Source organism: Streptomyces sp. Da 82-17 (assembly GCF_046098215.1).
Lineage (GTDB): Bacteria > Actinomycetota > Actinomycetes > Streptomycetales > Streptomycetaceae > Streptomyces.
The window spans coordinates 111,991-138,728 of the sequence record NZ_JBJURH010000014.1; the positions used below are offsets into that span (position 1 = coordinate 111,991).

Below are 26,738 nucleotides of genomic sequence, written 5' to 3' on the forward strand. Positions count from 1 at the left end.
GCTTCTCCTCCCCCGTGCGGGGGAGCCGGTGCGCGGGCGGCGCTGGCACGATGACGGCATGTCCCGTCTGCTGCGCCTGCGGCGCCTGCTGCGACCGCTCGGCCGGTCCGTCACGTACACCCGTTGGCTGCATCTCTTCGTCGGCGGTGTGGTGTTCGGGATCTGGCAGTTGGTCTCGGAGCACCTGAACTGGGTGCCGTTCGTCTTCGTCGCGCTCGCGGGGCTCGTGCCGTGGGTGCGGGTCGTGGAGGGCGTGCAGGCGCGGCTGCTGCTCGCGCCGGAGGGCTCGGGGGACGCGTCGGTGGCGCTCGCGACCGGTCCTTCGGCGAGCTGGGCGGACCGCGGCCGGACCTCGCTGTGGATGGTGCTGCGCCTGACGCTCGGCCTCGGCTCGTCCTGGTTCGGGGCGCAGTGCCTGATCCTCGCGTACGACCTGGTGCATGTCGCGGCGGGCGGGACGGTGGACGACTCGCCGGTGCCGCTGCCGGGCCACCCCTGGTGGTACGCGGCGCTCGCGCCGGTGCCGGTGCTCGTGCTGCTCGTCGCGGTCGTGCTGCTCGGGAAGCTGGTCACGGAGCTGGCGGTGCGGCTGCTCGGCCCGTCGGCGGCGGAACGGCTCGCGGCACTGGAGGCCCGTACGGAACAGCTCCTGGAGCGCACGCACATCGCGCGCGAGCTGCACGACTCGATCGGGCACGCGCTGACCGTCGCCGTCGTGCAGGCGGGGGCGGCGCGGGCGGCGGGCAGCCCGGAGTTCACGGAACGCGCCCTGGACGCGATCGAGGAGACGGGCCGGGCCGCCCTGGAGGACCTCGACCGGGTCCTGAAGGTGCTGCGGGAGCCGGAGCGCCCGGCCGGCCGGAGCCCCGCGCTCACCGAGGCCGACCGGCTCCTCGACTCGGCGCGCGCCTCGGGCGCGAAGGTCGACGCCGAGCTGACCGGCCCGCTCGACACCCTGCCGGGGCCGGTGTCCCGCGAGGGCTACCGCATCCTGCAGGAGAGCCTGACGAACGTGCTCCGGCACGCGGGCGCCCCGTCGACGGCGACGGTACGGGTACGGATCGCCGCCACCGACCGCCGCCTCACCCTCGACGTGACCAACCCCGTCGAACCCGCCGCCGCGGCCCGGGCGACGGGTTCGGGCAGCGGCCTGCGCGGCATCCGCGAACGCGTCGCCCTCCTCGGCGGCACCGCGCACACCGGGCCGGAGGCGGACGAGTGGCGGGTCCGGGTGGAACTGCCGCTGCGCTGAACGTATTGCCGGGGGCAGCGAACGGCTTTGCCGGGTGCGGGAATTGAGCCTGCCGGGCGCTGGACTAGGCTGCTCACGTGCCCCTGACCGTGCTGCTCGTGGACGACGAACCCCTCGTACGCGCGGGCCTGCGCGCCGTGCTTGAAGCGCAGCCCGACATCACGGTGGTGGGCGAGGCCGCCGACGGCGCGGCGGTCGTCCCGCTGGTGCGGGAGTTGCGGCCGGACGTGGTCGCGATGGACGTACGTATGCCGCTCCTCGACGGGATCGAGGCGACGCGGGCGGTGCTGCGGACGGTGCCGGACCCGCCGAAGATCGTCGTGATCACGACGTTCGAGAACGACGAGTACGTCTACGAGGCGCTGCGGGCCGGCGCCGACGGCTTCCTGCTGAAGCGGTCCCGCCCGGCGGAGATCGTGCACGCGGTCCGCCTCGTCGCCGAGGGCTCGTCGCTCCTGTTCCCCGCGGCGGTACGGTCGCTCGCCGCCCAGTACGGCAACCCGCAGGCCCGCGCGACGCTCGACCGCGCGGCGCTCACCGAACGCGAGGCGGCGGTGCTGCGGCTGATGACGCGGGGGCTGTCCAACGCGGAGATCGCGGCGGAGCTGGTGGTGGGGACGGAGACGGTGAAGACGCATGTCAGTGCGGTGCTGGGGAAGTTGGGGGCGCGGGACCGCACGCAGGCGGTGATCACGGCGTACGAGTCGGGCTTCGTCTCCCCCGGCTGACCTCGGGACCCGGCGGAACTGGCCCCGGGGTCCTCTGCCACCCCACCCCCCCTTCCCGAAAGCCTGCGCCGCGCAGTCGCAGCGGGTGGCGGCGTCGGGGGCGAGGCGGTGTGGCTGAGCGGTCGGGAAAGGGGGGCAGCGGCGGTGAGGCTCCCTTGTGGGACCGGGCCGGGCCGTGCTGGGCGAGACGCGGACTCGTCCGTCACGAGCGGTCTCGTACGCCGCTCCGCAGGAAGCGGCCCCGTATTTCAGCCCCTTCGGCGTTTGAGGAGCGGGGGTCCGGGGGGCCGGTCCCCGGGTTTTGGGTGGGGTCAGCGCAGCGCGTCCAGTTCCGATCCGATCGCCGCGCGCAGTGCGTCGTGTTGGGGGCCCAGGGCGTGGTGGGGGGCCGTCCAGTGGGTGTGGGGGTGGAGCCAGACCGGGCGGGTTCGGAGGGGCGGGGGCTCCCACGCGTAGCGGGGCCAGACGTGCGCGTGCAGGAACGCGTCCCGGTTGCCGAGGATCTCCAGGTTGACCCGGCGGAACGCCGGATCCGCCCGTCGGCAGGCGCGTTCGACGGCTTCGCCGAGCCGGTCCATGTCGGCCAGGAACGCGAGCCGTTTCCGTGCCGGCAGGTCGGTGAGCCGCTCCGCTCCGGGCTCGTCGGTGAGGAGCACCGCGTACCCCGGCAGGAACTGCACGTCCCCGATCACCGCGAACCCCGCGTCCAGGCGCCGCAGCACCGTGGGGTTCTCGCCGCGCAGGGCGGAACCGACCCGGTCGGTTCGCCAGTCGTCGGTCATGCCGGGACCGTACCGGCGCGGGGCTCGGTCTCGCTCGGGACGGGCGCTGCGAGTACGATCCGGCGGACACGCTCGGGTGCAGGGAGGATCACGGTGGGGCGGCTGACCGGCGGGGATCCCTCGTTGTTGCGGCGGATCAACTCCGCGGTGGTGCTGCACGCGCTGCGCGGCGTGGAGTGCGCGACGCTCACGGAGATCACCCGGGTCACCGGGCTGTCCCGGCCCACGGTCGAGGGCGTGGTCGAGGGCCTCATGGGCGCCGGTCTCGTCGTGGAGGTCGCCGCCGAGGAGGGCGTCGCCCGGCGTCAGGGCCGGCCCGCCCGCCGTTACCGTTTCCGCGCCGAGGCCGGGCATCTGCTGGGCCTGGAGGTCGGCCCGCACCGCGTCGCCGCCGTACTGTCCGACCTGGACGGCAGCGTCCTCGGGACCGCGGAGCGGGAGGTCGACGAGACGGCGTGCGCCGACGAGCGGCTTGAGCGGCTCCGCCTCACCGTCGCCGATCTGCTGCGCCGGTCGGGGATCGGCCACGATTCGCTGCGTGCCGTGGGTGCGGCCACTCCGGGGATCGTGGAGGCGGACGGCACGGTGCGGCTCGGCACCGCTCTGCCCGGCTGGACCGGCCTCGCGCTCGGCGACCGGCTGCGGCGCTCCTTCAAGTGCCCGGTCCTGGTGGAGAACGACGCCAACACGGCCGCGGTGGGCGAGCATTGGAAGGGCGCGGCGACCGACTCGGACGACCTGGTGTTCGTCCTCGCGGGTCTGAGTCCGGGCGCGGGTTCGCTGATCGGCGGGCGGCTGCACCGCGGTTTCGGCGGGGCGGCGGGCGAGATCGGGGCGTTGCATCTGCTTGGCCGGGAGGTCACGCCGGAGTCGCTGCTGTCCACGACGGGCGAGCCCCTGCACCCGTTGGACGAGCAGGCCGTGACGGATGTGTTCGCGCACGCCCGGGAGGGCGACGAGCGGGCCGCGGCGGCGGTGGAGCGGTTCATCCGGCGTCTGGTGCACGATGTGGCGGCGCTGGTGCTGGCCCTGGACCCGGAGGTCGTCGTGATCGGCGGCTGGGCGGCCGGCCTCGACGGTGTACTGGAGCCGCTGCGGCGGGAGTTGGCGCGCTACTGCCTGCGCCCGCCGCGGGTCACGCTGTCGGCGCTCGGCGAGGCGGCCATCGCGACCGGCGCCCTGCGGCTTGCCCTCGACCACGTCGAGGAGGAGCTGTTCGCCGTCGAGGGCACGGTCACGGCCCGCCGCTGAACTTCCCGTACCGGTCGGGCACTTCACGCACCGGTCGGGCACTTCCCGCACCGGCGTGCGGCGGCACGTTTCGGCGCGCATCGGGACGTACCGGCGGAAGCCCCGCCGGTACGCGCCCGTCCCGGCGGATCAGACGCCCGACAGGCTCACCGTGTCGCTGCCGAAGGTCAGCCGGCAGGTGTCCGCCCGGTACGTGGCGACGCCGACTGCGGCCGTGCGCCCCTCGGCGAAGTGGCGGGTGGTGACGACCAGGACCGGGGCGCCGGGCAGGCGGTCCAGCTGCTTGGCGTCGTCCGCGCGGGCCGAGCCGAGTTCGACGGCCTGGTCCTCGCCGTCGAGGCCGAGGTTCTGCAGCTCGCGCAGGACGGCGTCCGCGTCGGCGGGCCCGGTGAGGGCGGGGACGGACGCGGTGGGTACGTACAGCAGCTCGGCGGCGACGGGCTGGCCGCCGGTGACGCGGGAGCGGCGTACGACGTGGACGGGTTCGTCGGCGTCCGTGCCGAGGAGGCGGGCGACGGCGGCGGGCGGGACGGCGGTCTCGGCGCCGGCGGTCTCCCAGTCGTCCTCGGCGTGGCCGCCGTCCTTGGCGGAGCCGATGGAGACGCCCATGCGGGGCGGGGCGACGGTGGTGCCGACGCCGCGGCGGCGCTGCAGCCGGCCTTCGAGTTCGAGCTGCTCCAGGGCCTGGCGGAGCGTGGCGCGGGCGACGCCGAAGCGGGCCGCGAGCTCGCGTTCGTTCGGCAGGATCTCGCCGACGGCGAACTCGGAGTCGAGCGCCTCGGCGAGCACGGTCTTGAGGTGCCAGTACTTCGGCTCCGGCACAGTGTCCAGCTGCGTGGTCCCCACCCTGTCCTCCGCAATCCCCGTGACCCGGCGGCTCATTACGCGCCTTTGTTTATTAAAGGTTCTTGCACTATCTCCGCGACCATAGGCCTGCCCCCACCCTTGGTCAAGACCAATCATCGGTTCGTTACACAGTGAACTCGCCCGATTCCGTTGAGTGTTCATGCGCTGTTCGCGGCGGGTCACGCGGACGCAACGCAGGGAGCCCCCGCCCGTCGAGGGCGAGGGCTCCGGGTCGGCCGGGAGGGCGGCGGCTCAGTCCTTCGACGGGGCCAGCGAGACCAGCTTGTCCGGGTTGCGCACGATGTAGACGGACTGGATGCGGCCGTCGACGACGTCGACCTGCATCACGCTGTCGGGCCGCCCCGCGGAGAGGATCAGCAGAGCCGGGCCGCCGTTGACCTCGATCATGCGGACCTCGGCGTCCGGCACGCCCTGCGGGGCGACGCTCGCCATGAAGCGGCCCACCTTCTCGGCGCTCTCGATGACGCGCAGCGGGGCCCTGGTCTTGCCGCCGCTGTCGCCGACCAGGCGCGCGTCCGGCGCGAGCAGCGCCATCAGGCCGTCGAGGTCGCCGCCGGAGGCGGCGGTGAGGAAGCGCTCGGTGAGGTCGCGGCGCTGCGTCGGGTCGACGTCGAAGCGCGGCCTGCGCTCCTCGACGTGCTTCCGCGCGCGGCCCGCGAGTTGGCGTACGGCCGCCTCGGATCGGTCCAGGGTCGCGGCGATCTGCGCGAACGGGAAGCCGAAGGCCTCGCGCAGCACGAACACCGCGCGCTCCAGCGGCGAGAGCGACTCCAGGACGACGAGGACCGCGAGGGAGACGGACTCGGCGAGCACGGCCTGCTCGGCGGTGTCGGGCACGGTCGCGCCGAAGTCGGTGGCCAGCGGCTCGGGCAGCCAGGGCCCGACGTACGCCTCGCGCCGGGACTGGACGTGGCGCAGGCGGTCGATGGCGAGCCGGGTGGTGATCCGCACGAGATAGGCGCGGGGTTCGCGGATCTCGTCGTGCTCGGCCGTGGACCAGCGGAACCAGGCGTCCTGGACCACGTCCTCGGCGTCGGCGACGCGGCCGAGCATGCGGTAGGCGACGCCCGTGAGGACCGGGCGGTGTTCTTCGAAGACGGCGGTAGCGGTGTCGGTGGCCACGTTTCCATCCAAGGCCGCGGACAGGCCGCTGTCCAGGCGGTTTCGCCGGTCGTGGCGGAGCTCGCACCGGCGGGCGGTGACGGCGAGGGGGTTGAACTCCCGCCTACCCGGCGGTAATTGTTGCTGACAAGCAGTCTATGAGCGCCGTTCGCGAGCGCTGCCCACGCGTGCCCACGTACGCGCACGTCCACGAGCCGGGAGCAGCATGACCGCCACCGCGTCCTTCAGCATCGACACCCCGAGCGGGCCGCGCCCGGTCTCCGTCGCGTACCGGCGTGCGGGCGCGGGCGATCCGCTGCTTCTGCTGCACGGCATCGGCCACCATCTGCAGGCCTGGGACCCGGTGTTCGAGATCCTGGCCGCCGAGCGCGACGTGATCGCCGTGGACCTGCCGGGCTTCGGCGTCTCGCCCGGACTGCCGGACGGCGCACCGTACGACCTGCCGACGGTCGTCGCCGCGCTGCGCGGGCTGTGCGACGCGCTCGGGGTGGACACCCCGCACGTCGCGGGCAACTCGCTCGGCGGGCTGCTCGCCCTGGAGCTGGGGCGGGAGAAGCTGGTGCGCTCGGTGACCGCGCTCTCGCCCGGCGGATTCTGGAACGAGGCGGAGCGGCGGTACGCGTTCACGGTGCTGCTCGGCATGCGGCAGGGCGCGCGGCTCCTCCCGCTGCCCGCGATCGAGCGGCTCTCCCGTACGGCGGCGGGGCGTTGGGCCCTGACGAACACCATCTACGCACGCCCGTGGCGCCGTTCACCCGAGGCGGTCGTCGCGGAGACGCTCGCGCTGCGGGACGCCTCGGGCTTCGAGGAGACGCTGACGGCCGGTCGCGGCGTGCTGTTCCGCGACGACGTGCCGGACGTTCCGGTGACGGTGGCGTGGGGCACCAAGGACCGGCTGCTGCTGCGCCGCCAGGGGGTGCGCGCCAAGCACACGATCCCCGGGGCCCGCCTGGTCCGGCTGCCCGGCTGCGGGCACGTCCCGATGAACGACGACCCGGCTCTGGTGGCCCGAGTGATCCTCGACACGAGTCGCTGATCACACCGCCCCCGTCGGTCACGGCCACGGGCCCTTCAGGAAGCGGCGAGCGCCGGTACGGCCCCGGGGGCGGCGGGATGATCGCGGAGCGGCGGGTGTTGTGAGTCGGCTCACCCGAAGGCCGTTCGGGGCGGCCCCGATCCGTCACGCCGGCGCCCAACTCGCTTACGGGATGCCCGAGTTGAGGCGTTCACCCCGGCGGCTCCCGCTTACGCCGGGCTGACGCGGGTGTTCCGTACTCTGGCGGACATGGCCAGTTTTTCCTCGTCCCGTCGAACGCCGCGCTCCGCCGCGTCGGTGAACGCGGACATCCGTGCGCTGTGGGCCCGTGCCCGCGGGCGGTTGTCCGCCGATGAGCGCGTGGCCTACGACCTGCTCGTCGTGGAGTGGGCGGCCGCCGTGCGCGGCGAGCAGCGCCGCGCCGCCTGAGGGGTGGCGCACGTCATGCGCCGAGTGCACGACCGCGTCCGCAGCCGCGCCCGTATGCCCCGTATCCGCCTGCCCTTTACCCCTCTGCCCCGTATCCCTCTGCCTCGCGCCCTTGTCCGTTTCGTACCCGGGCCGCACGGCCGGTCCCGTGGCGTGACCGCCGCGGACGCCTCTTCGCCGCGCGTCGTACCGGCCGCCGCCGCGGACGCCGCGCCGCGCCCGGGGGTGCCGCGGCGCGCCCAGGCGCCGCTGCTCGGGCTGCTCGGCGCGCTCGGGCTTGTCGGCGTGATCCGCGTGGACAGCGCGGCCGGGCCCACGGCGGCCCGGGTCGCGCTCGTCGTGTGGGCCTCCGTCGGCACGGGTGTGCTGGTCGCGGCGATCCTCGCGCACTGCGTCGCCCGCCGGAACGCCCGCGCGCGCCGACAGCCGCCGAGCGGTGCGCGGGCGCCGCGCGGCACGATCTTGTGACCCTCGGTTCAACCTCCCGTCACTCATGACCGCAGACCTGCGGCCTTCGAGCTAGTACGGTGCGGGCACCCGGGGCGGGTATCGGCCGTCCCGTGCCTGTCTCGTCGTAGCCGTCACTCGTCGTAGCCGTCACAGGAGGCGCATCGATGTCGCAAGGTCTGCCCGGCAACACCCCCGGCCGTCGTGCCGTGCTCCGCGGTTCCGTCGCCGCGTCGGCCGCGCTCGCGCTGCCCGCGCTCACCGGGGCCGCGCCCGCGCTCGCCCTGTCCGGCCGGCCGCGCGCCGCGTGGGGCGTGCAGGTCGGCGACGTGAGCGCGCACTCCGGCCTCGTGTGGGTGCGCTCGGACCGCCCGGCGCGGATGATCGTCGAGACCTCGGCCACCGAGTCGTTCCGCAACCCGACCCGGTGGCAGGGCCCGCTGCTCGGCCCGGCCGGCGACTTCACCGGTACGACGCGGCTGCGCGGCCTGCCCTCCGGCGAGCAGGTGCACTACCGCGTCCTGCTCTGCGACCCCGACGACCCGCGACGCACCGGCGAGGCCGCCCAGGGCACGTTCCGCACCGCGTCCGAGCGCCGCGCCGACGGGGTCCGGTTCCTGTGGTCCGGCGACATCGCGGGGCAGGGCTGGGGCATCAACCCGGAGCGCGGCGGCTACACGGCCTTCGAGGAGATGCGCCGCCTCGACCCGGACTTCTTCCTGTGCAGCGGCGACACGATCTACGCGGACGGCCCCATCCAGCCGAGCGTGACGCTCCCCGACGGGCGGGTGTGGCGGAACGTCACGACCGAGGAGAAGTCCAAGGTCGCCGAGACCCTCGCGGAGTTCCGCGGCAACTTCCGCTACAACCTGCTCGACGAGAACCTGCGCCGCTTCAACGCGCAGGTCCCGTCGATCGTGCAGTGGGACGACCACGAGGTGCGCAACAACTGGTACCCGGGGCAGATCCTGGACGACACGCGGTACACGGAGAAGGACGTCGACGTCCTCGCGGCCCGTTCCCTCCAGGCCTTCGGCGAGTACTTCCCGGTCTCGACGCTCTCGTCCGGCGACTCCGAGGGCCGGATGTACCGCGTCGTACGGCAGGGCCCGCTGCTCGACGTGTTCGTCCTCGACATGCGGACGTACCGCAACGCCAACTCGCCGGGCCGGCAGGTCGAGGACCCGGTCGGCATCCTCGGGCGGGAGCAACTCGACTGGCTGAAGCGGGAGTTGTCGCGGTCACGGGCCGTGTGGAAGGTGATCGCCTCCGACATGCCGCTGGGCCTCGTCGTGCCCGACGGCAAGGAGAACTTCGAGGCCGTCGCGCAGGGCGACCCGGGCGCGCCGCTCGGCCGTGAGCTGCAGATCGCCGAGCTGCTGCGGCACATCAAGCACCAGCGGATCACCGGCACGGTGTGGCTGACGGCCGACGTGCACTACACCTCGGCGCAGCACTACTCCCCCGAGCGCGCGGCGTTCAAGGACTTCGAGCCGTTCTGGGAGTTCGTCTCCGGTCCGCTGGCGGCGGGCGGCTTCCCGGCGCTCAAGCTGGACGGCACGTTCGGCCCCGAGCAGTCCTTCGTCAAGGCGCCGACCCGCGCCAACGTCTCGCCGGCCGAGGTGCCGCCGTACTTCGGGGAGGTCGAGATCGACGGCGGGAGCGGGGAGTTGACGGTGCGGCTGCGGCAGGAGGGCGGAGGCGTGCTTTACACGAAGGTGCTGCAGCCGGGTCGGGTCGGGCAGTAGGCGCACCCCTCCGGAACCCGGCACGTAAAACAACGGCAAATCGGGCAGAAGCCCTCTTAACCGATCAGTCACAAGTCGTTCGTGATCACGCAACACCCGTGGTCCACAGTGCAGACATGACTGATCGGATCTCCGCGAAGCGAGCCCGCCGCACCCAGCACCACTGGCGGCGGGACGTCGTCGAACTCGCCGCCCTGTTCACGGCCGTGACCGTGGCCGACACCGTCGCCAAGACCGTGGTGAACGGACCCGAGGGGCCCGTCGCCCTGATCTGCTCGGCGGTCGCGCTCCTGGTCACGGCCGGACTGCACACCTGGTGGTCGCGCCGCCGCCGACCCGGGCCCACGCAGCCGGATACAGGCGGCGATACCGGCACCCCGCCCCCGGCGGGGACCACCGCACCGGCCTCGACCGGGCAGAGCGGGACGCAGGCGGGCCCGACGACCCTGTGGCGGATGCGTACGACCGTACGGGACGAGCCGGGCTCGCTCGCCGCGCTGTGCACGGCACTCGCCGGTCAGCAGGTCGACATCCTCAGCCTCCAGACGCACCCGCTGGCCGACGGCACCGTCGACGAGTTCCTGCTGCGCGCCCCCGGCGACCTCGGCGCCGCCGAGCTGACCCGCGCCGTCGCCGCAGCGGGCGGCTCCGGCACCTGGACCGAGCGGGCCGACGCCCACGACCTGGTCGACGCCCCGACCCGGATGCTGAACCTCGCCACCCGCACCGCCCTCGACGCGGCCGAACTCCCGCTCGCCCTCAGGCAGTTGCTGGGCCGCTGCACGATCCGCTCCGTCCCGGCCGAGGCGCCCGCACGCGCCGGGGACGTGCCCGTGGAGGGCGTACTCGAAGGGACGCTGATGCGGCTGCGGGACCAGGCCGGCGGGGCGATCACCGTGGAACGGCCCTATCTGCCGTTCACGCCCACCGAGTTCGCGCGGGCCCGCGCCCTCGTCGAGCTCGACTCCCGGCTCGGGCCGCGGATCCCGCGCAGCCAGGACGTCCTGACGCTGCCGGAGGGGCCCGACATCACGGTGCGGCGCGCGGACATCGACGACCTGGAAGCCGCCAAGGCCATGCACGAACGCTGCTCGAAGCGGACGCTGACCATGCGGTACCACGGCCCCGTCGGCGACGCCGACCGCTACCTCAACCACCTGCTCAGCCCCCGCTTCGGCCGCACCCTGACCGTGCAGACGCCCTCCGGCCGCCTCGTCGCCCTCGGCCACCTGCTGTGGGACGGCGACGAGAGCGAGGTCGCGCTGCTCGTCGAGGACGACTGGCAGCGCCGCGGCATCGGCACCGAACTGCTGCGCCGGCTCATCGGGTTGGCGCGGGAGGCGGGCTGCGACAGCGTGTACGCGGTGACGCAGTCCTCCAACACCGCGATGGTCGCCGCGATGCGTGGGCTCGGCCTGCCGCTGGACTACCAGATCGAGGAGGGCACGCTGGTGGTCACGGCCCGCCTGAGCCCGACCCCGGTGACGGCGGACCAGCCTGCGGCTTCGTCGTAGCCAAGGTCTTCTTCTCCCCTCCCCGCCCCTTCCCGAAAGACTGCCGTCGGCTGCGGGGAGGGGCTGAACTCTCACGGCGCCGGCGGGCGTTGCTTCAGGGGCGCGGGGAACTGCGCGACCAGCCACGACGGCGCCGCAGACGAACAACGGCCGGGGGCGGGGGGGCGCAGCCCCCGAGCCGTCCGCTGAGGACTTTCGGGAAGGGCGGGTAGGGGAAGCAGCCACTGCCTCGGCCCGCAGCCGCAAGACAGCCGGGCCCGGGGCGGAGACCCGGAAAGGGCCCGGGGCGGAGACCCGGAAGGGCCCGGGGCGGAGACCCGGAAGGGGCCCGGGGGCGCAGCCCCCGGGTTGGGGCCTCAGCCCGCAGTCGCCCCCCGGCCCGAACCGACCCGTTCCGTCCCCGGCCCCGCCCCCGCGCGGCCCAGCGCCGCGTCCAGGTCCGACCACAGGTCCTCGACGTCCTCGAGGCCCACCGACATCCGCAGCAGCTTGTCGCCGACGCCCGCCTCGCGGCGGTCGTCCTCGGCGACGACGCGGTGGCTGATGGACGCCGGGTGCTGGATCAGCGTGTCGACGCTGCCGAGGCTCACCGCCGGGGTGATCAGCCGTACGCCCGCGATCACCTCGTGCGCCTCCCCGGTCACCTCGAACGACACCATCGCCCCGCCGATCCGCGGATAGTGCACGCGGCTCACCCGCGGGTCCGCGGCCAGGCGCCGGGCCAGCTCGGCGGCCGTCGCGGCGGCGGCCCGCATCCGTACGGGCAGGGTGGCGAGGCCGCGGTGCAGCAGGTAGCCGGCGAGCGGGTGCAGCACGCCGCCGGTGGCGAACCGCACCTGCCGCAGCGAGCGCGCGAACTCCTCGTCGCAGGCGACGACTCCGCCGAGCACGTCGCCGTGCCCGCCGAGGTACTTGGTCGCGCTGTGCAGCACGATCCGGGCGCCGCTCTCCAGGGGCCGCTGCAGCACCGGCGTCGCGAAGGTGTTGTCGACGAGCAGCGGCACCGTCCCGCAGGCGTGCGCCACGGCCCGCAGGTCCAGCTCGGCGAGTGTCGGGTTGGCGGGCGACTCGACCATCACGAGCCCGGTGTCGGGCCGGATCGCGTCGGCGATCCCGGCCGGGTCGACCCAGGTCACCTCGGACCCGAGCAGCCCGGCGGTCAGCAGATGGTCGCTGCAGCCGTACAGCGGGCGGACCGCGACGACGTGCCGCAGCCCGGCCGCGATCCGGACGAGCAGGACGGCGGACAGCGCGGCCATGCCGCTGGCGAACGCGACGGCGCTCTCGGCGCCCTCGAGGCGGGCGAGGCCCGTCTCGAAGCGGCCGACGGTGGGGTTGCCGAGCCGCGCGTACACCGGCGGGCCCTCGTCGAGCACGCCGGTCGCGGCGAACGCGTCGATCCGCTCGGCCTCGCCGCGGCTGTCGTACGAGGGGTAGGTGGTGGACAGGTCGAGGGGCGGGGCGTGCAGGCCGAGGCCGGCGAGGTCCTCGCGCCCGGCGTGCACGGCCTCGGTGGTCAGGGCGCGGCGGACGGATCCCGTCCGGTGCTGGCCCGCGGGGGTGTCGCGACGGCCTACGGCTTCGAAGTCCCTGGTGGAGTCCATGCGCAGAGCCTGAACACCGACCGGGCTCGGACGGCATAATCCCGTGCTACGTTCGGCCGATGGGCGATTCTGTCGTACTTGACCCGGTGGACCTGCACATTCTGCGGCTGCTGCAGAACGACGCACGGACCACGTACCGCGATCTGGCCGCGCAGGTCGGCGTGGCCGCCTCCACCTGCCTCGACCGGGTGGCCCGGCTGCGCCGCGCGGGCGTGATCCTCGGGCATCAACTGCGGCTGGACCCGGCCCGGTTGGGGCGTGGCCTGCAGGCGCTGCTCTCGGTGCAGCTGCGGCCGCACCGCAGGGAGATCGTCGGGCCGTTCGTGGAGCGGGTCAGGGCGCTGCCCGAGTCCCTCGCGGTGTTCCATCTGGCCGGTCCGGACGACTACTTGGTGCATGTCGCGGTCGCCGACACCGCGGATCTGCAGCGGCTGGTGCTCGACGAGTTCACGTCCCGGCGCGAGGTGGCGCGGGTCGAGACGCGGCTGATCTTCCAGCGCTGGGACTGCGGGCCGGTACTGCCGCCGGGCGCGAAAACCGCCGCCCTACCCGAAAAGCCCGGCGAGGTCACGGAAAAGTAGCCGAGAGCAGACGGGGCATGCCCAGAGCAGAATCGCCTGACGGGAAGCGGTCTCGCGTACGAGGATGAGCGCATGCCAGACACGACGCGCACCCCACTGCCCCGCCAGGTCGCCGACGCGTATGTCGACGAACTGATCGCCCTCGACCCCATCACCGGCACCTACCTCGGGGTGCGGGAGAGCTCGAACGCGCTGCCCGACCTCACCCCCGCGGGCGCCCAGGCGTTCGCGGACCTCGCCCGCGCCACGCTCGACCGGCTCGCGGAGGCCGAGCGCGCGCCGGGCGGCGACAGTGACGTGGAGCGGCGCTGCGCCCGGCTGCTCCGCGAACGGCTCACGGCGGAGCTGGCCGTGCACGACGCGGACGAGCATCTGCGCGCGATCAGCAATCTGCACTCCCCGGTGCACTCGGTGCGTCAGGTCTTCACCGTGACCCCGGTCGACTCGGAGGAGGACTGGGCGGCGGTCGCGGAGCGCCTGCGCGCCGTCCCGGCGGCCCTCGCCGGGTACCGCGAGTGCCTCGCCCTCGGCCTGGAGCGCAAGCTGTACGGCGGGCCCCGCGCCACGGAGACGTTCATCGGGCAGCTCGCCGAGTGGTCCGGCGAGGACGGCGGCAAGGGCTGGTTCGAGGAGTTCGCCGCGGCCGGCCCGGATTCCCTGCGCGAGCAGCTCGACCCGGCGGCCGCGGCCGCGACCCGCGCGGTGGCGGAGCTGCGCGACTGGATGCGGGAGGAGTACGCCCCGGCGATCGCCGGCAGCGCCGACACGGTGGGCCGCGAGCGGTACGCCCGCTGGTCCCGCTACTTCAACGGCACGGACCTGGACCTGGACGAGGCGTACGCGTACGGCTGGTCCGAGTACCACCGGATTCTCGGCGAGATGCGCGTCGAGGCGGAGAAGGTGCTGCCCGGCGCGGGCACCCCGTGGGAGGCGCTCAAGCACCTGGACGAGCACGGCACGCACATCGAGGGCGTCGACGAGGTGCAGCGCTGGCTGCAGGGCCTGATGGACGAGGCCATGGACGCCCTGGACGGCACACACTTCGAACTGGCCGCGCCGGTGCGGAAGGTGGAGTCCCGGATCGCCCCGCCCGGCAGCGCGGCAGCGCCGTACTACACGCCGCCGTCGGAGGATTTCTCCCGCCCCGGCTGCACCTGGCTGCCGACGATGGGCCAGACCCGCTTCCCGGTCTACGACCTGGTGTCGACGTGGTACCACGAGGGCGTCCCCGGCCACCATCTGCAGCTCGCGCAGTGGGTGCACGTCCGCGAGGACCTGTCGCGGTACCAGGCGTCGGTCGGCATGGTCAGCGCCAACGCCGAGGGCTGGGCGCTGTACGCGGAGCGGCTCATGGACGAGCTGGGCTTCCTCACCGACCCGGAGCGCCGCCTCGGCTATCTGGACGCGCAGATGATGCGCGCGGCCCGCGTGATCGTGGACATCGGCATGCACCTGGAGCTGGAGATCCCGGAGCACTCGCCGTTCCACCCGGGCGAGCGGTGGACGCCGGAGCTGGCGCAGGAATTCTTCGGCATGCACAGCGGCCGGCCCGCGGACTTCGTGGAGAGCGAGCTGACGCGATACCTGTCGATGCCCGGCCAGGCCATCGGGTACAAGCTGGGCGAACGCGCCTGGCTCCTCGGCCGCGAGAACGCCCGCAAGGCCCACGGCGACGCCTTCGACGCCAAGGCCTGGCACATGGCCGCCCTCTCCCAGGGCTCCCTGGGCCTGGACGACCTGGTGGACGAACTGTCCAAGCTGTAACGGCAGTTGGGGTACGAGGGGTCGGACCGGCCCCTCGTACCCTCTGCCGCTACCGCCGGGCGCGCGGGGGGGCTCCCCGTACGCGGCTAGCGGCGGAAGCCGCCCTCCGAGTCGATGACGTTGCCGGTGATCCACTCGGCCTCGTCGGTGGCGAGCCAGGCGATCAGGCGGGCCGGGTCGTCCGGCATGCCCCAGCGGCCGCCGGGGAACATCGCGGCGACCGCGTCGTACGTCTTGCCGGTGAGGTAATCCGTGTCCACCGGGCCGGGGTTGACGGTGTTCACGGTCACCGCCAGCTCGGCGAGCGTGGTGGCGAGGGTGCGGGTGGCGGAGGCGAGGGCGCCCTTCTGCAGCGCGTACGCCACCTCGCCCGGCATGCCGCCCGCGATGTCCTGGCCCGACGTCATCATCACCACGCGGCCGCCCGGGGTGCGCGGCGGCAGCTCGGCCCGCAGCCGGGCGTAGGCCTGCACGAGCAGGATCACCGAGCGGGTGTCGACCGCCCAGTGCCGGTCGAGCATGCCCTGGTCGAGGGCGTCGAGCGGGCCGTCGTCGCCGCTGAGGGCATGGTTGGCGACGAGCACGTCGACCCGCCCGCCGAGCGCGTCGGCCGCCTCCGCGAGCAGTCGGGCGGGCCCGTCCGGTTCGGTCAAGTCGCCCGGGCCGTGCAGGACTTGAGCCCGGTCGGGGTCGGGCGCCGCCTCCCGGACGGACGCCACGACGTCCTCCGGCCGGTCGGCGCCCCACGGCATCGCCGCGTCGTGCGGGACATGGTGGTGCAGATAGACGCTCGCGCCGTATGCGGCGAGTCTGCGCGCCACCGCATGCCCGATGCCGCCGCGCCGGCTCGCACCGGTGACGAGGGCGGTGCGGCCGCGCAACGGCAGCGGGTCACGACGCAGCTGATCGGGCGTGGGGTGCGGAAGTCGAGGCATGGCAGCACATCATGGTGCCCGTACGGGGCGGACGCCACCGGAAATCGCGGCGCCCGCCCGGAGGGCGGTGGGGGCCGGTCAGCAGCCGCAGTCGTCCGCCGACACCGGCACGGTCAGCGGGTCGGCGGGGCGCTGCGCGGGCCCCTCCCATGTCTCGTGGCGGAAGCCCTCCCGCACCCAGTACTCGAACCCGCCGAGCATCTCCTTGACCTGGAAGCCCAGCCGAGCGAAGGCGAGGGCCGCGCGGGTGCCGCCGTTGCAGCCGGGGCCCCAGCAGTACGTGACGACCGGCACGGCACGGTCCAGCAACGCGTCGGCCTGTGCCGGGACTTGGTCGGTCGGCAGGTGCAGCGCGCCCGGAATGTGGCCCTGGTCCCAGGCGGCCGTGGAACGCACGTCGACGAGCACGAAACCCGGGTCGCCGTCGGCGGCGAGGGCGGCGGCGACGTCCGACGCGTCGGTGTGGAAGGCCAGCGAAGCGGCGAAGTACGCGGCGGCCGCCTCGGGAGCGGCGGGCGGCACGCGCAGCACGGGGTTGGCGGCGGTGGAGGTGGAGGCGGAGGTCACGGAAGCGGGGCCGGTCTGTGTGTCCATGCCCAGAATTCTGGAGTCGGCGAAGATCACGGTGAAGAGACGATCCCCGGCAGAACCCTTGAACTGCCGTGGATTTCCCTGCTAGTTCTCGTGAATGCCTCCCCGATCCCCGGACACGCCCCACGAAGGCCGCGAGAACCGCCCGTCCTCCTCGTACGGCTACGCCCCCGACGCCACCGACCGGCGCATCCTCGACGTCCTGCAGCGCCAGGGCCGCGCCAGCTACGCCGAGTTGGCCCGGGCCGTGTCCATGTCGGCCAGCGCCGTCACCGAGCGGGTGCGGCGCCTGGAGGAGGCCGGGGTGATCACGGGGTACGCGGCGGTCGTCGACCCCGAGCGGCTCGGCCTGCCGATCCTCGCCTTCGTACGGCTGCGCTACCCGAACGGGAACTACAAGCCGTTCCACGACCTGGTCGACGCGACCCCGGAGATCCTGGAAGCCCATCATGTGACCGGCGACGACTGCTTCGTCCTCAAGGTGTCGGCCCGCTCCATGCGGCACCTGGAGGAGATCTCCGGCAAGGTCGGCGCGCTCGGCTCCGTCACGACCAGCGTCGTCTACTCCTCGCCGCTGCCCCGCCGCCCGCTCGGCACCTGACCACACGGCGGCCGGGCGATGAGTTCCGGCGGCGCGCGGAGTCTGTACGTACATGACCACCGAAGACTCGAATCCTCCCAGCACCCACCACCTGGACACGGACGGTGCGCGGCTCGCGTACGACGTGCGGGGGCCGCTGCCGACCGCCGACGGGCTGCCGCCGCTGCTTATGGTGGGCCAGCCCATGGACGCGTCCGGTTTCGCGGCCCTGGCCGCGCACTTCCCGGACCGGACCGTCGTCACGTACGACCCGCGCGGGCTCGGACGCAGCACGCGTACGGACGGTCGCGTCGACCACGATCCGCTCGTACAGGCCGACGACCTGCACGCGCTCATCGGGGCGCTCGGCGCGGGCCCCGTGGAGATGTTCGCCAGCAGCGGCGGGGCGATCACGTCCCTCGCGCTCGTCGCACGCCACCCGGACGACGTGACGACGCTCGTCCCGCACGAGCCGCCGCTGCTCGCGCTGCTCCCGGACGCGGACGCGGCACTGCGGGCCCGCGCCGGGGTCACGGAGGCGTACGAGAAGAACGGCTGGGGCGCGGGCCTCGCGGCGTTCATCGCGATGACGTCCTGGCAGGGCGAACTCACCGAGGCGTACTTCGCGCAGCCCGCGCCGGACCCGGCCGCCTTCGGTCTGCCCGCCGACGACGACGGCTCCCGGGACGACCCGCTGCTGTCCGACCGCTCCTGGGCCGTCAGTGACCACCGCCCGGACGTCGCCGCGCTCAAGGCCGCGCCCACCCGGATCGTGTGCGGCGTGGCGGAGGAATCGGGCGACACGCTCACGGGCCGTACGACGGCGGCGGTCGCCCGGCTCCTCGGCCAGGAGCCGACGGTCTTCCCGAGCCACCACGGCGGCTTCACCGACGAGTCCTCCGGCTACCCGGGCCAGCCGGAGGTCTTCGCGGTCAAACTCCGTGCGGTGCTGGAGGCGGCACGCTGACCCGCGTCACGCCGGGGGCGCCGCCGCCCCCGGCCCCCCGGCCTCCCCCGGCCTCCCGGTTCTTCGTTCGGCTGCCGCGCCGCCGTGGTCCCTCGCGCAGTTCCCCGCGCCCCCAAAGGATCCGCGCGCCCCGTCGCTCGCTCAGTGCAGCGCCGACGCCGAGACGACGACCGGCCGCGCCGTCACCTCCTCCCCCGGTGCAGTCCCCGCCACCGCCACCGGCAGCACGAGTGCCGCCACGACGGCGAGCAGGGCGACGACCCGCAGGGTCGGCTGGATCAAGGGCATGTCACGAAGCACGGTGAGGCTCCCGTCCGGTAGGGGAAGTCATGGACGCTTACTGCCACTTGATCCTCACCGGCCCGCCCCGCCCCGGCATCATCCGCAGGTCTCAGCCGCCTCCCCCACGCGGCGGAGACCCCACGGCGGAGCCCCGCCCGACGGCGCTACCCGGCCGCCCCGCCCGTCAGCGCAGCACGACCCGCGCCACCACCGGCAGGTGATCGCTGCCCGTGGCCGGCAGGGTGCGGATCTCCGCCACGCGTGCCGAGCGGGCCATCACCTGGTCGATCCGCGCCACCGGCGCCGCCGCCGGGAAGCTGAACGCGAACCCCCGTTCCGCGACGGCCAGTCGGGACGTGAGCGGTGCGAGACCCCGGTCGTCGACCGTCCCGTTGAGGTCGCCGAGCAGCACGACCGTCCGGCGTTCCTCCGCCGCGACCGCCGCCCCGAGCAGGCCCGCGCTCTCGTCCCGCCACTGCGACGCGAGCCCGCCCGCGCCCACGCGGACCGACGGCAGATGGGCGACGTACGCCGCGATCACTCCGTACGGAGTGTGCACCTCGGCCCGCAGCCCGCGTCGCCAACTCGCTTCGACCGCACGGGGTTTGAGGTCGACGAGCCGCGCACCCGACAGCGGGTGCCGCGACCAGAGGCCGACGGTCCCGCGGACCGCCCGGTACGGGTAGTCCGCCGCCAGCGCCTTCTCGTACGCCGGGCGGGCCGAGGGCAGGAGTTCCTGGACGGCGATCAGGTCGGGCGAGGCCGCGGCGAGGGCGCGGGCCGTGCCGCGCGGGTCGGGGTTCTCGTCGCTCACGTTGTGCTGCACGACGACGAGGTCCCGCGGCCCGGCCGCCGCGGCGGGCAGCCACAGCCCGCCGAAGAGGAACGTCCACGCGGCCACCGGCACGAGCAACGCCACCAGCGCGACCGCGGAACGCCGTACGAGAGCGAGCGCGAGCAGCACCAGGACGGGCAGGCCCAGCCACGGCAGGAACGACTCGACGAGGCTGCCGAGCCGCAGCCCGGCGTTCGGCACCGCCCGATGGCAGCCGAGGAGACCGCCGACGAGCAGCGCGCACCCGGCGAGCACCCGGCCCCGACCCTGGTCCCGCCCTCGCTTCAACACCCCTCCCCGGAAAGTCGGTTCACTCCCCGCCCACCTGCCGCACCCGCGAGCCCGCCCGGCCCTTCACGACCTCCAGCTGGGCGTGGACGCGGCGGCGCAGGTCGGCGACGTGGCTGACGATGCCGACGCTGCGGTCGCGTTCCCGGAGCGAGTCCAGGACGTCGAGGACCTCGTCGAGGGTCTGGTCGTCGAGGCTGCCGAAGCCCTCGTCGATGAAGAGGGTGTCGAGGCGGACGCCGCCGGCCTCGTCGGTGACGACGTCGGCGAGGCCGAGGGCGAGGGCCAGGGAGGCGAAGAACGTCTCGCCGCCGGACAGCGTCGCCGTGTCGCGTTCGCGGCCGGTCCAGGAGTCCACGACGTGCAGGCCGAGCCCGGAGCGACCGCGGCCCGCGCGGTCGTCGGAGTGGACGAGGGTGTAGCGGCCGGACGACATGCGCTGCAGCCGGGCCGTCGCGGCGGCGGCGACCTGTTCGAGGCGGGCGGCCAGGACGTACGACTCCAGGCGCATCTTGCGCTCGTTCTCCGCCGACGTGCCCGCCGTGAGCCCGGCGAGCCGCGCCACCCGGTCGAACTCGGTGCGCAGCGGCCCGAGTTGACGGACCTCGGCGGCGGACTGGCGGGACAGCCGGTCGAGTTCGGCGCACCGGTGCTCGGCGGCGGCACGGGCGCTGACGGCGGTGCGCAGGCGCAGGTCGGCGGCGTCCGCGGCGGCCTGCGCGGCCTGCGGGTCGGCGGGCGGGAGCCGGTCGGCGGCGGCCGTGTCGGGCTCGGCGAGGACCGCGCGTACGGCGGCCTCCTCCTGGCGGCGGGCGTCGATGCGGTGCTGGAGTTCGCGGTGGGCGCGGTCGTCGAGCGCGGCGTCGGCGGCGTCCTCGGGGGTGGCGAACCCGGCGCGGTAGGCGGCGTCGGCGAGGCGGGCGTCGGCGTCCTTGAGGCGGCGCGCGGCGTCGTCGGCGGCACGCACGGCGTCGGCCGCGTCGGTGAGGAGCGCGGCCTGCCGCTCCAGCTGGCCCGCGCGTACGGCGACGCTCGCGGCGTCCCCTCTGGCCTGCGCCAACTCCTCTTCCAGGGCGGCCTGTTCGCGGTCGAGGGACTCGCGCAGGGAGCTGCGGGACGCGGCGCGGGTCGCGGCCTCCTGGCGGTGGGCGAGGCGCCGCTCGTGCTCGGCCTCGGCGCGCGCGAGCGCCTCGCGGGCGGCGTGCAGGCCGAGCGCGACCTGCCGGGCCTCGGCGTGGCGCTGCTCCAACTCCGCGGCGGCGTCGGCGAGTTCACGCGCGGACGCGTCCCCGGCGGCGGCCGTCTCCGCGGCGAGGGCCTCGCGTACGTCGGCGAGGGCGCGCTCGGCCTCGGCGCGGTGCTCGTCGGCCCCGCGGTACGCGGCGAGCGCGGCCTCCTCGGCCTGGCGGCCCACATGGCCCTCGACCGTGCGGGCGGGCTCGGGGTGTTCGGTGGCGCCGCAGACGGAGCAGGGCTCGCCGGGTGCGAGGCCCTGAGCGAGTTCGGCGGCGATGCCCTGGAGGCGGCGTTCCTTGAGGTGCAGCCAGTGCTCGTGCGCGGCGCCGGCGTCCTCGCGGGCGGTGAGCGCCTGCTCCTTGGCGTCGGCGGCCTGTGCGGCGAGGCGGTCGCGGCGGTGGGCGGCGGCGGCGCGTTCCCGGGCGGGTTCGAGCCGGCCTGCGAGGTGTTCGGCGCGGGTCGCGGCGTCCTGGGCGTGCTCGATGCGTTTCTGGAGGGTGCGGCGCCTGGACTCCCAGCCGTCCAGCCAGGCGGCGGCCTCCTGCAGTGCTTCGGCGTCGGCGCGTTCCTGCCGGTCGGCCTCGGCGCGGCGTTCGGCGAGCTCGGCGAGGCGCTGCTCGGCGCGGCGGGCCGACTCCAGGCCGCCGAGCTCCTCAAGTGCCTTGCGGGCGGCGGCGGTCAGGCCGGACGCGGAGGCCCCGTCGAACCGGTCGGGCAACAGGGCCCGTGCGGCGGTCTCGGCGCGGCGGGCGTCCTGGTGCTCGGCGTCGGTCGCGGCGCGCAGGGCGAGGGCGGGTGTCACGGTCTCGGCCTTGCGGGCCCGCTCCATGCGTTCCTGCCAGGCGCGCTGTTCGTCGGCCCGCTCGTCGAGCCGCGCGGCCCGGGCCCGCGCCTCGGCGTACCGGGTCTGCAGGCGGTGCGTCTCCTGTACGGCGGCGAGTTCGGTGCGGGCGCGGGCCTGGGCGGACTCGGCGGCGGTGACGGCGCAGGCGGCGACGGTGAGGCGTTCGCGGGCGCCCGCGCGGGCGACGGCGGCCCAGGCCGACAGGGCGGCGGCGAGTCCGGGCTCGCCGGGTGCGATGTCGGGGAGCGGGAGTTCGGCGGCGTCGCCCGCGGCCTGCTGGATGCGGTGGGCGACGGCGAGGAGCCGGTTGTCGCCCGCGGTGACCTCGGCCTGGGCGGCGCGCCTGCGCTCCGCGAGGTGGGCCTCGACGGAGGCGAAGCGGCGGGTGTCGAAGAGCCGGCCGAGGAGTTTGCCGCGGGCCTCGGCGTCGGCGCGCAGGAACCGCGCGAAGTCGCCCTGCGGCAACAGCACGACCTGGCAGAACTGGTCCCGGCTCATGCCGAGCAGCGACTCGATCTCGGCGCCGATCTCCTGGTGGGAGCGGCTGAGGTCCTTCCAGGTGCCGGTCTCGGCGTCGTGCTCGCGCAGCCAGGACTGGGCCTTCTCGGTGGTGGTGCCGGTGCCGCGCTTCTTGGGGCGCTCCCAGGGCGGCTGCCGGGTGACCTCGATGCGGCGGCCCGCGACGGTGAGGTCGAGGCACACCTCGGTGCGGGTGCCGGGGGCGGCGTGGTCGCTGCGCAGGGTGGTGCCGGCGCTCTGCCGGGTGCCGGGCACGGCGTTGTAGAGCGCGAAGCAGACGGCGTCGAGGACGGAGGTCTTGCCCGCGCCGGTCGCGCCGTGCAGCAGGAAGAGCCCGGCGCGGCCGAGCGCGTCGAAGTCGATCTCCTGGCGTCCGCCGAAGGGCCCGAAGGCGGTGACCGTGAGCCGGTGCAGCCTCACCGGGCCACCTCCTGGAGCGTCTCGGCGGCCCGTACGTCGTCGAACGCGGCCTGGAGGACGGCGCGTTCGGCGTCGTCGGGTCCGGTGCCGCGGACGTGGGCGACGAAGTCCTCGGCGATCTCCCGGTCGTCGCGCCCCTTGAGGCGGGCCGCGTACGAGGCCACGGGGTCGCCGTCGGGCCTGCGCGGGGCGAAGGAGAGGCTGAGGGTGTGCGGGAAGCGTGCGCAGAGCCGGGCCATGGGTTCGGGCGGGCGGACGGCGTCGGTGAGCGTGGCCTCCACCCAGTGGTCCTCGTACCGCTCCAACTCCGGGTCGGCGAGCAGCACTTCCAGTTCGCCCTCGATACGGGCGAGGCGGCGCGGCACCGGGCAGTCGATCCGCTCGGCGGCGATCTCCCCGCCGGGTCCGAGGTCGACGAGCCACATGGTCTTGCGGTGGTGCTGCTCGGAGAAGGAGTACGCGAGCGGGGAGCCGGAGTAGCGGACGCGTTCGGAGACGGTCTGGCAGCCGTGCAGATGGCCGAGGGCCGCGTAGTCGACCCCGTCGAAGACGGCGGCGGGCACGGACTCGACGCCGCCGACGGCGATGTCCCGCTCGCTGTCGCTGGGCTCGCCGCCGGTGACGAAGGCGTGCGCGAGGACGACGGAGCGGGTCCCTGCCGGGCGCTCGGCGAGATCGGCCCGCACGCGGTCCATGGCGGCCCCGAGGACGGCCTCGTGCCCGGCCTTCTTCACCTTGAACTGGTCCTTGACCAGGGCGGGTTCGAGGTACGGCAGGCCGTAGAAGGCGACGTCGCCGTGCTCGTCGGCGAGCACCACGGGCTCGTGGCAGGAGGCGGGCGAGGTGCGCAGGTGGATGCCGGCGCGGCCGATGAGCCCGGCGCCGACGCCGAGCCGCCGGGCGGAGTCGTGGTTGCCGGAGATCATCACGGTCGGCACGCCCAGCTCGGCGAGCCGGTGCAGCGCGTCGTCGAAGACCTCGACGGCCGCGAGCGGCGGTACGGCCCGGTCGTACACGTCACCGGAGACCAGCACCACGTCGACCCGCTCGGCGCGCACGGTCTCGACGAGATGGTCGACGAAGGCCCGCTGGGCGTCGAGCAGATTCACCCGATGAAACGCCCGCCCCAGGTGCCAGTCCGATGTGTGCAGCAACCTCATGATCCTCGAGGGTATCGGCCGGTGGTCACTGCTCAGGCCGGTTTCGAGCCGTACGCGGGCCCAGGTGACCACGGTCACGGGGGGGGCGCCCGGTCAGGGGCGCGGGGAACTGCGCGAGCAACCACGACGGCGCGGCAGCCGAATGACAAGGGGGGGGGGAGGGAAGCCCCTCCGGCGCGTGAGGAGCGGGGGGCCGGGGGCGGAGCCCCCTGGGGGAGGATCGGCCGACCCGGCACGCATAGGCTGAGCGAATGCAGGACGAGTACCGCACGGTGGCCCGCGAGGGCGTGCACGAGACCGAGGTCAACCGCTCCCGCTTCCTGTGCGCACTCGCACCGGCGGCGACGGAGGAGGAGGCCCAGGAGTTCGTCGCGCGCATCCGCAAGGAGCACCCGGGCGCCAACCACAACTGCTGGGCGTACGTGATCGGCGCCGACGCGTCCGTGCAGAAGGCCAGCGACGACGGGGAGCCGGGCGGCACGGCGGGGGTGCCGATGCTGCAGATGCTGACCCGGCGCGAGATGCGGTACGTCGTGGCGGTCGTCACGCGCTACTTCGGCGGTGTGAAGCTGGGCGCGGGCGGCCTGATCCGGGCGTACGGCGGTGCGGTCGGCGAGGCCCTGGACGCGCTCGGCACGATCACGCGGCGCCGCTTCCGGCTGGCCACGGTGACGGTGGACCACCAGCGGGCGGGCAAGGTGCAGAACGATCTGCGGTCGACGGGCCGCGAGGTCCGGGACGTGCGCTACGGCGAGGCCGTCACGATCGAGATCGGCCTGCCGGACTCCGACGTCGAGTCGTTCCGCGCCTGGCTCGCCGACGTCACGGCGGGCACGGCCCGGCTGGAGCTCGGCGGCGAGGCGTACGGGGACGCCTGACCCCGCGCCTCCTCGGGGGCCTCACTCGTCGTCGGCGACCTCCGCCACCCACCCGTAGGGCAGTTCCTCGCCGTCGACCGTCGCGGCCTCGACGGTGCGGGTGCTCGGGTCGATGTCGACGTGCACTCCGTCCCCCTCGTACCGGGGGAAGCCGCTCGCGCCGGTGTCGCCGGTGCGCTCGACGGTGGCCGAGCGCAGCGCGGTGCCGTGGTCGAGGTGGCCCTCGGCGTCGGTCAGCTGCGGCTTGAGGACGACGGTGAACCGCTCCGGGATCGCGCTCATGCCCCGAGGCTAAGCCGCCGCACCGGGCCGCGCCTCCCGTCCGCGCCCGTCGGCTTCCGTACGCCGGAGCAGCAGTTCCCGGCCACCGGGACGGCAGCTCCCGGCCACCGGGACAGCAGCCGTGCGGCACCGCTGAAACGGACGCCTCACGCTCGCCGCCCTCTTCGAGCTGTGCCAGCGTCGAACCACGGCGGTGAGCCCCAGTACGCCAGTCAGCAGCGAGCGGAGAGACCCCCTATGCGCAGCCCGGCCCGCGGATACTCCATCGACCTCGGCAGCGCCATGCTGCGAGTCCTCGCCCGCGACGGGCAGCGGGTCCTGCACATGCCGACCGTCGCCGCGCTCGACCACGAGGGCCGAATACGCGCACGCGGCAGCCGGGCCGTGGAGATCCAGAGCAGCCGCCCCGACCTGCTGACCCTGGTCCGCCCCGTGCTGCAGCGGTCCGTCGCCGACCCGATGGTCGCCGCGTATCTGCTGCGCGCCGCGCTCCAGGAGGTGTCCGGCGCCAGGAAGGCCCGGCACTTCGCCGCCGCCACGCTGTGCGTGCCCGACCGGATGGGCGAGCTGCAGGTCGACGCGCTGCTCGCGGCCTGCGAGACGGCGGGCCTGCGCCGGGTCCGGCTGGTCGCCAAGTCCCTTGCCGCCGCGGCCGGTTCGGGCGTGCCGCTGGCCGAGCCCGCGGGCGCCCTGGTCGTCGACGTCGGCGCCGAGCGCACCTCGGCCGCGCTGCTCTCCTGCGGCGACGTGATCGCGACGAGCAGCGTCCCGGTCGGTGGCCTGGACGTCGACGCGGGCCTCGTACGCCTGCTGCGGCACCGGCACGGGCTGCTGATCTCGCCGACGGAGGCCGAGCGGGTCAAGGTCCGGATCGGCACGGCCACCACCGGCGCGCTTCCCGTACGCGGCCACGACCTGCTGCGCAGCCTCCCCGAGACCCGCACGATCCCGGTCTCCGACCTCGCCCGCGTCCCGCTCGCCACGTACGACGCGCTGGCGAAGCACGTGCTCGCGCTCCTGTCGGACAGCCCGCCGAAGCTGGTGGAGGACGTGTACGACCGCGGGCTCGTCCTGTGCGGCGAGGGCGCCCGCCTCTTCGGTCTCGCCGACCGCCTCCGCGACCGCCTCCGCCTCCCGGTCCACGTCCCGGACCGCCCCGGCGACGTGGGCGTGCTCGGCGCCTGGGACGTGGCGGAGGTCTGACCCGCGGGCCCCTACTCCCCCGTCTCGCCGTCGATGCGCTCGCGCAGGAGGTCGGCGTGGCCGTTGTGGCGGGCGTACTCCTCGATCATGTGCGTGAGGACATAGCGCAGCGAGTACGTCGTACCGCGGGCCGTCCCCGTCATGTCGAGGGAGGGGGCGGCCGCCGCCAACTCGCGGGCGTGGGCGCACTCTTCACGCCAGGCGGCGAACGCCTCGTCCGGGTCGGCGCCGGCCACGTCGAACTCGGCGAACTCCCCGGGGCGCGGGCCCGGCCAGCGCGTCGTGGTCGCCTGCCCGCCGAGCACGTTCCGGAACCAGCTCCGCTCCACCTCAGCCGCGTGCCGCACGAGCCCGAGGAGGGTGAGCCCGGAGGGCGGCACGGCCGGGGTGCGCAGCTGCTCGGCGGTCAGTCCCGCGCACTTGCGCTCCAGGACGGCGCGCTGGTCGTCGAGGAACCGGCACAGCGAGGCCCGCTCGTCGGTCTCGGTCGGAAGGGGGAGGACGGGGCGAGGAAGGGCCGGACGGGCACGTGTCGGTTCGGACTCGGTTTCGGACTCGGTTTCGGACTCGGTCTCGGTCTCGGTCTCGGTCAT

At 74.5% G+C, this 26,738-nt stretch carries 26 protein-coding genes; 14 read left to right on the forward strand and 12 right to left on the reverse strand.

The features are described from left to right. The first annotated feature begins 58 nt into the window (after positions 1–58). The gene (locus tag ACIDOF_RS23515; protein ID WP_409008029.1) at positions 59–1,252 is read left to right on the forward strand and encodes a sensor histidine kinase; all 1,194 of its coding nucleotides are present in this window, start codon (positions 59–61) and stop codon (positions 1,250–1,252) included. 77 nt (positions 1,253–1,329) lie between these two features. Continuing rightward, positions 1,330–1,980 carry a response regulator gene (locus ACIDOF_RS23520; RefSeq protein ID WP_409008030.1) on the forward strand — a complete coding sequence of 217 codons (651 nt, stop codon included), beginning with the start codon at positions 1,330–1,332 and terminating at the stop codon, positions 1,978–1,980. Between the two features lie 311 nt (positions 1,981–2,291). Here the strand turns inward: ACIDOF_RS23520 and ACIDOF_RS23525 are convergent, their stop codons facing one another. Beyond that, entirely contained in the window at positions 2,292–2,762 is a 471-nt protein-coding gene (locus ACIDOF_RS23525) for a diadenosine tetraphosphate hydrolase (RefSeq protein WP_409008031.1), read from the reverse strand. Between the two features lie 93 nt (positions 2,763–2,855). Here ACIDOF_RS23525 and ACIDOF_RS23530 point away from each other — a divergent pair, with 93 nt between their 5' ends. Further along, the gene (locus tag ACIDOF_RS23530) at positions 2,856–4,013 is read left to right on the forward strand and encodes an ROK family protein (protein ID WP_409008032.1); all 1,158 of its coding nucleotides are present in this window, start codon (positions 2,856–2,858) and stop codon (positions 4,011–4,013) included. A 129-nt stretch (positions 4,014–4,142) separates the two neighbouring features. On the opposite strand, the gene ACIDOF_RS23535 is transcribed toward ACIDOF_RS23530, so the two are convergent. Beyond that, the gene (locus ACIDOF_RS23535) at positions 4,143–4,859 is read right to left on the reverse strand and encodes a GntR family transcriptional regulator (RefSeq protein ID WP_409008033.1); all 717 of its coding nucleotides are present in this window, start codon (positions 4,857–4,859) and stop codon (positions 4,143–4,145) included. A 252-nt stretch (positions 4,860–5,111) separates the two neighbouring features. Then, on the reverse strand, positions 5,112–6,002 hold the full coding sequence (locus tag ACIDOF_RS23540; protein ID WP_409008034.1) for an RNA polymerase sigma-70 factor: 891 nt from the start codon (positions 6,000–6,002) through the stop codon (positions 5,112–5,114). A gap of 205 nt (positions 6,003–6,207) precedes the next feature. On the opposite strand from ACIDOF_RS23540, the gene ACIDOF_RS23545 reads away from it, so the two are divergent. The 5 genes from ACIDOF_RS23545 to ACIDOF_RS23565 all read left to right on the forward strand — a co-directional run bounded on the left by ACIDOF_RS23545 (position 6,208) and on the right by ACIDOF_RS23565 (position 11,176). Next, positions 6,208–7,038 carry an alpha/beta fold hydrolase gene (locus ACIDOF_RS23545; RefSeq protein WP_409008035.1) on the forward strand — a complete coding sequence of 277 codons (831 nt, stop codon included), beginning with the start codon at positions 6,208–6,210 and terminating at the stop codon, positions 7,036–7,038. A gap of 249 nt (positions 7,039–7,287) precedes the next feature. Next, positions 7,288–7,467, forward strand: coding sequence for a hypothetical protein (locus ACIDOF_RS23550; RefSeq protein WP_409008037.1), 180 nt, complete (start codon positions 7,288–7,290; stop codon positions 7,465–7,467). Between the two features lie 153 nt (positions 7,468–7,620). Next, positions 7,621–7,935, forward strand: a complete 315-nt coding sequence (locus tag ACIDOF_RS23555) for a hypothetical protein (RefSeq protein ID WP_409008038.1) — start codon at positions 7,621–7,623, stop codon at positions 7,933–7,935. A 146-nt stretch (positions 7,936–8,081) separates the two neighbouring features. Then, positions 8,082–9,662 carry an alkaline phosphatase D family protein gene (locus ACIDOF_RS23560; protein ID WP_409008039.1) on the forward strand — a complete coding sequence of 527 codons (1,581 nt, stop codon included), beginning with the start codon at positions 8,082–8,084 and terminating at the stop codon, positions 9,660–9,662. A 116-nt stretch (positions 9,663–9,778) separates the two neighbouring features. Continuing rightward, positions 9,779–11,176, forward strand: coding sequence for a GNAT family N-acetyltransferase (locus ACIDOF_RS23565; RefSeq protein ID WP_409008040.1), 1,398 nt, complete (start codon positions 9,779–9,781; stop codon positions 11,174–11,176). Positions 11,177–11,532: 356 nt separating this feature from the next. Here ACIDOF_RS23565 and ACIDOF_RS23570 read toward each other — a convergent pair whose 3' ends face one another. Continuing rightward, on the reverse strand, positions 11,533–12,780 hold the full coding sequence (locus tag ACIDOF_RS23570) for a trans-sulfuration enzyme family protein (RefSeq protein WP_409008041.1): 1,248 nt from the start codon (positions 12,778–12,780) through the stop codon (positions 11,533–11,535). Between the two features lie 59 nt (positions 12,781–12,839). Here ACIDOF_RS23570 and ACIDOF_RS23575 point away from each other — a divergent pair, with 59 nt between their 5' ends. Together ACIDOF_RS23575 and ACIDOF_RS23580 are read left to right on the forward strand one after the other, a co-directional pair. Next, positions 12,840–13,361, forward strand: coding sequence for an Lrp/AsnC family transcriptional regulator (locus ACIDOF_RS23575; protein ID WP_409008042.1), 522 nt, complete (start codon positions 12,840–12,842; stop codon positions 13,359–13,361). A gap of 72 nt (positions 13,362–13,433) precedes the next feature. After that, entirely contained in the window at positions 13,434–15,125 is a 1,692-nt protein-coding gene (locus ACIDOF_RS23580) for a DUF885 domain-containing protein (protein ID WP_409008043.1), read from the forward strand. 86 nt (positions 15,126–15,211) lie between these two features. On the opposite strand, the gene ACIDOF_RS23585 is transcribed toward ACIDOF_RS23580, so the two are convergent. Both ACIDOF_RS23585 and ACIDOF_RS23590 read right to left on the reverse strand, forming a co-directional pair. After that, a complete protein-coding gene (locus ACIDOF_RS23585) occupies positions 15,212–16,060 on the reverse strand; it encodes an SDR family oxidoreductase (protein ID WP_409008044.1) in 849 nt (282 codons plus the stop codon). A gap of 78 nt (positions 16,061–16,138) precedes the next feature. Then, entirely contained in the window at positions 16,139–16,654 is a 516-nt protein-coding gene (locus ACIDOF_RS23590) for a rhodanese-like domain-containing protein (protein ID WP_409008045.1), read from the reverse strand. A 94-nt stretch (positions 16,655–16,748) separates the two neighbouring features. Here ACIDOF_RS23590 and ACIDOF_RS23595 point away from each other — a divergent pair, with 94 nt between their 5' ends. Further along, positions 16,749–17,252: an Lrp/AsnC family transcriptional regulator gene (locus ACIDOF_RS23595; RefSeq protein WP_409008046.1), complete on the forward strand. Its 504-nt coding sequence runs from the start codon at positions 16,749–16,751 to the stop codon at positions 17,250–17,252. Positions 17,253–17,304: 52 nt separating this feature from the next. Then, positions 17,305–18,198: an alpha/beta fold hydrolase gene (locus tag ACIDOF_RS23600; RefSeq protein WP_409008047.1), complete on the forward strand. Its 894-nt coding sequence runs from the start codon at positions 17,305–17,307 to the stop codon at positions 18,196–18,198. A 141-nt stretch (positions 18,199–18,339) separates the two neighbouring features. On the opposite strand, the gene ACIDOF_RS23605 is transcribed toward ACIDOF_RS23600, so the two are convergent. The 4 genes from ACIDOF_RS23605 to ACIDOF_RS23620 all read right to left on the reverse strand — a co-directional run bounded on the left by ACIDOF_RS23605 (position 18,340) and on the right by ACIDOF_RS23620 (position 23,782). Next, positions 18,340–18,486, reverse strand: coding sequence for a hypothetical protein (locus tag ACIDOF_RS23605; RefSeq protein WP_409008048.1), 147 nt, complete (start codon positions 18,484–18,486; stop codon positions 18,340–18,342). Between the two features lie 178 nt (positions 18,487–18,664). Continuing rightward, the gene (locus ACIDOF_RS23610; RefSeq protein WP_409008049.1) at positions 18,665–19,606 is read right to left on the reverse strand and encodes an endonuclease/exonuclease/phosphatase family protein; all 942 of its coding nucleotides are present in this window, start codon (positions 19,604–19,606) and stop codon (positions 18,665–18,667) included. Between the two features lie 19 nt (positions 19,607–19,625). Beyond that, on the reverse strand, positions 19,626–22,622 hold the full coding sequence (locus ACIDOF_RS23615) for an AAA family ATPase (protein WP_409008050.1): 2,997 nt from the start codon (positions 22,620–22,622) through the stop codon (positions 19,626–19,628). Then, entirely contained in the window at positions 22,619–23,782 is a 1,164-nt protein-coding gene (locus ACIDOF_RS23620) for an exonuclease SbcCD subunit D (RefSeq protein ID WP_409008051.1), read from the reverse strand. Before ACIDOF_RS23620 ends, ACIDOF_RS23615 begins: the two co-directional genes overlap by 4 nt. Before the next feature lie 251 nt (positions 23,783–24,033). Here ACIDOF_RS23620 and ACIDOF_RS23625 point away from each other — a divergent pair, with 251 nt between their 5' ends. Further along, positions 24,034–24,660, forward strand: a complete 627-nt coding sequence (locus tag ACIDOF_RS23625) for a YigZ family protein (protein WP_409008052.1) — start codon at positions 24,034–24,036, stop codon at positions 24,658–24,660. A gap of 21 nt (positions 24,661–24,681) precedes the next feature. On the opposite strand, the gene ACIDOF_RS23630 is transcribed toward ACIDOF_RS23625, so the two are convergent. Beyond that, entirely contained in the window at positions 24,682–24,942 is a 261-nt protein-coding gene (locus tag ACIDOF_RS23630) for a hypothetical protein (protein WP_409008053.1), read from the reverse strand. A gap of 237 nt (positions 24,943–25,179) precedes the next feature. Between ACIDOF_RS23630 and ACIDOF_RS23635 the strand changes: the two genes are divergently transcribed. Beyond that, complete coding sequence (locus ACIDOF_RS23635) at positions 25,180–26,145, forward strand: rod shape-determining protein (protein WP_409008054.1); 966 nt, start codon at positions 25,180–25,182, stop codon at positions 26,143–26,145. An 11-nt stretch (positions 26,146–26,156) separates the two neighbouring features. On the opposite strand, the gene ACIDOF_RS23640 is transcribed toward ACIDOF_RS23635, so the two are convergent. Continuing rightward, on the reverse strand, positions 26,157–26,738 hold the full coding sequence (locus ACIDOF_RS23640; protein WP_409008055.1) for a DinB family protein: 582 nt from the start codon (positions 26,736–26,738) through the stop codon (positions 26,157–26,159).

Coding starts and splice junctions, on each gene's coding strand:
- ACIDOF_RS23595 (WP_409008046.1), top strand. CDS start 16,749: ATGCCTCCCCGATCCCCGGACACGCCCCACGAAGGCCGCGAGAACCGC.
- ACIDOF_RS23570 (WP_409008041.1), bottom strand. CDS start 12,780: ATGGACTCCACCAGGGACTTCGAAGCCGTAGGCCGTCGCGACACCCCC.
- ACIDOF_RS23600 (WP_409008047.1), top strand. CDS start 17,305: ATGACCACCGAAGACTCGAATCCTCCCAGCACCCACCACCTGGACACG.
- ACIDOF_RS23580 (WP_409008043.1), top strand. CDS start 13,434: ATGCCAGACACGACGCGCACCCCACTGCCCCGCCAGGTCGCCGACGCG.
- ACIDOF_RS23590 (WP_409008045.1), bottom strand. CDS start 16,654: ATGGACACACAGACCGGCCCCGCTTCCGTGACCTCCGCCTCCACCTCC.
- ACIDOF_RS23630 (WP_409008053.1), bottom strand. CDS start 24,942: ATGAGCGCGATCCCGGAGCGGTTCACCGTCGTCCTCAAGCCGCAGCTG.
- ACIDOF_RS23545 (WP_409008035.1), top strand. CDS start 6,208: ATGACCGCCACCGCGTCCTTCAGCATCGACACCCCGAGCGGGCCGCGC.
- ACIDOF_RS23620 (WP_409008051.1), bottom strand. CDS start 23,782: ATGAGGTTGCTGCACACATCGGACTGGCACCTGGGGCGGGCGTTTCAT.
- ACIDOF_RS23625 (WP_409008052.1), top strand. CDS start 24,034: ATGCAGGACGAGTACCGCACGGTGGCCCGCGAGGGCGTGCACGAGACC.
- ACIDOF_RS23565 (WP_409008040.1), top strand. CDS start 9,779: ATGACTGATCGGATCTCCGCGAAGCGAGCCCGCCGCACCCAGCACCAC.
- ACIDOF_RS23640 (WP_409008055.1), bottom strand. CDS start 26,738: ATGACCGAGACCGAGACCGAGACCGAGTCCGAAACCGAGTCCGAAACC.
- ACIDOF_RS23585 (WP_409008044.1), bottom strand. CDS start 16,060: ATGCCTCGACTTCCGCACCCCACGCCCGATCAGCTGCGTCGTGACCCG.
- ACIDOF_RS23525 (WP_409008031.1), bottom strand. CDS start 2,762: ATGACCGACGACTGGCGAACCGACCGGGTCGGTTCCGCCCTGCGCGGC.
- ACIDOF_RS23635 (WP_409008054.1), top strand. CDS start 25,180: ATGCGCAGCCCGGCCCGCGGATACTCCATCGACCTCGGCAGCGCCATG.
- ACIDOF_RS23560 (WP_409008039.1), top strand. CDS start 8,082: ATGTCGCAAGGTCTGCCCGGCAACACCCCCGGCCGTCGTGCCGTGCTC.
- ACIDOF_RS23605 (WP_409008048.1), bottom strand. CDS start 18,486: ATGCCCTTGATCCAGCCGACCCTGCGGGTCGTCGCCCTGCTCGCCGTC.
- ACIDOF_RS23515 (WP_409008029.1), top strand. CDS start 59: ATGTCCCGTCTGCTGCGCCTGCGGCGCCTGCTGCGACCGCTCGGCCGG.
- ACIDOF_RS23550 (WP_409008037.1), top strand. CDS start 7,288: ATGGCCAGTTTTTCCTCGTCCCGTCGAACGCCGCGCTCCGCCGCGTCG.
- ACIDOF_RS23575 (WP_409008042.1), top strand. CDS start 12,840: ATGGGCGATTCTGTCGTACTTGACCCGGTGGACCTGCACATTCTGCGG.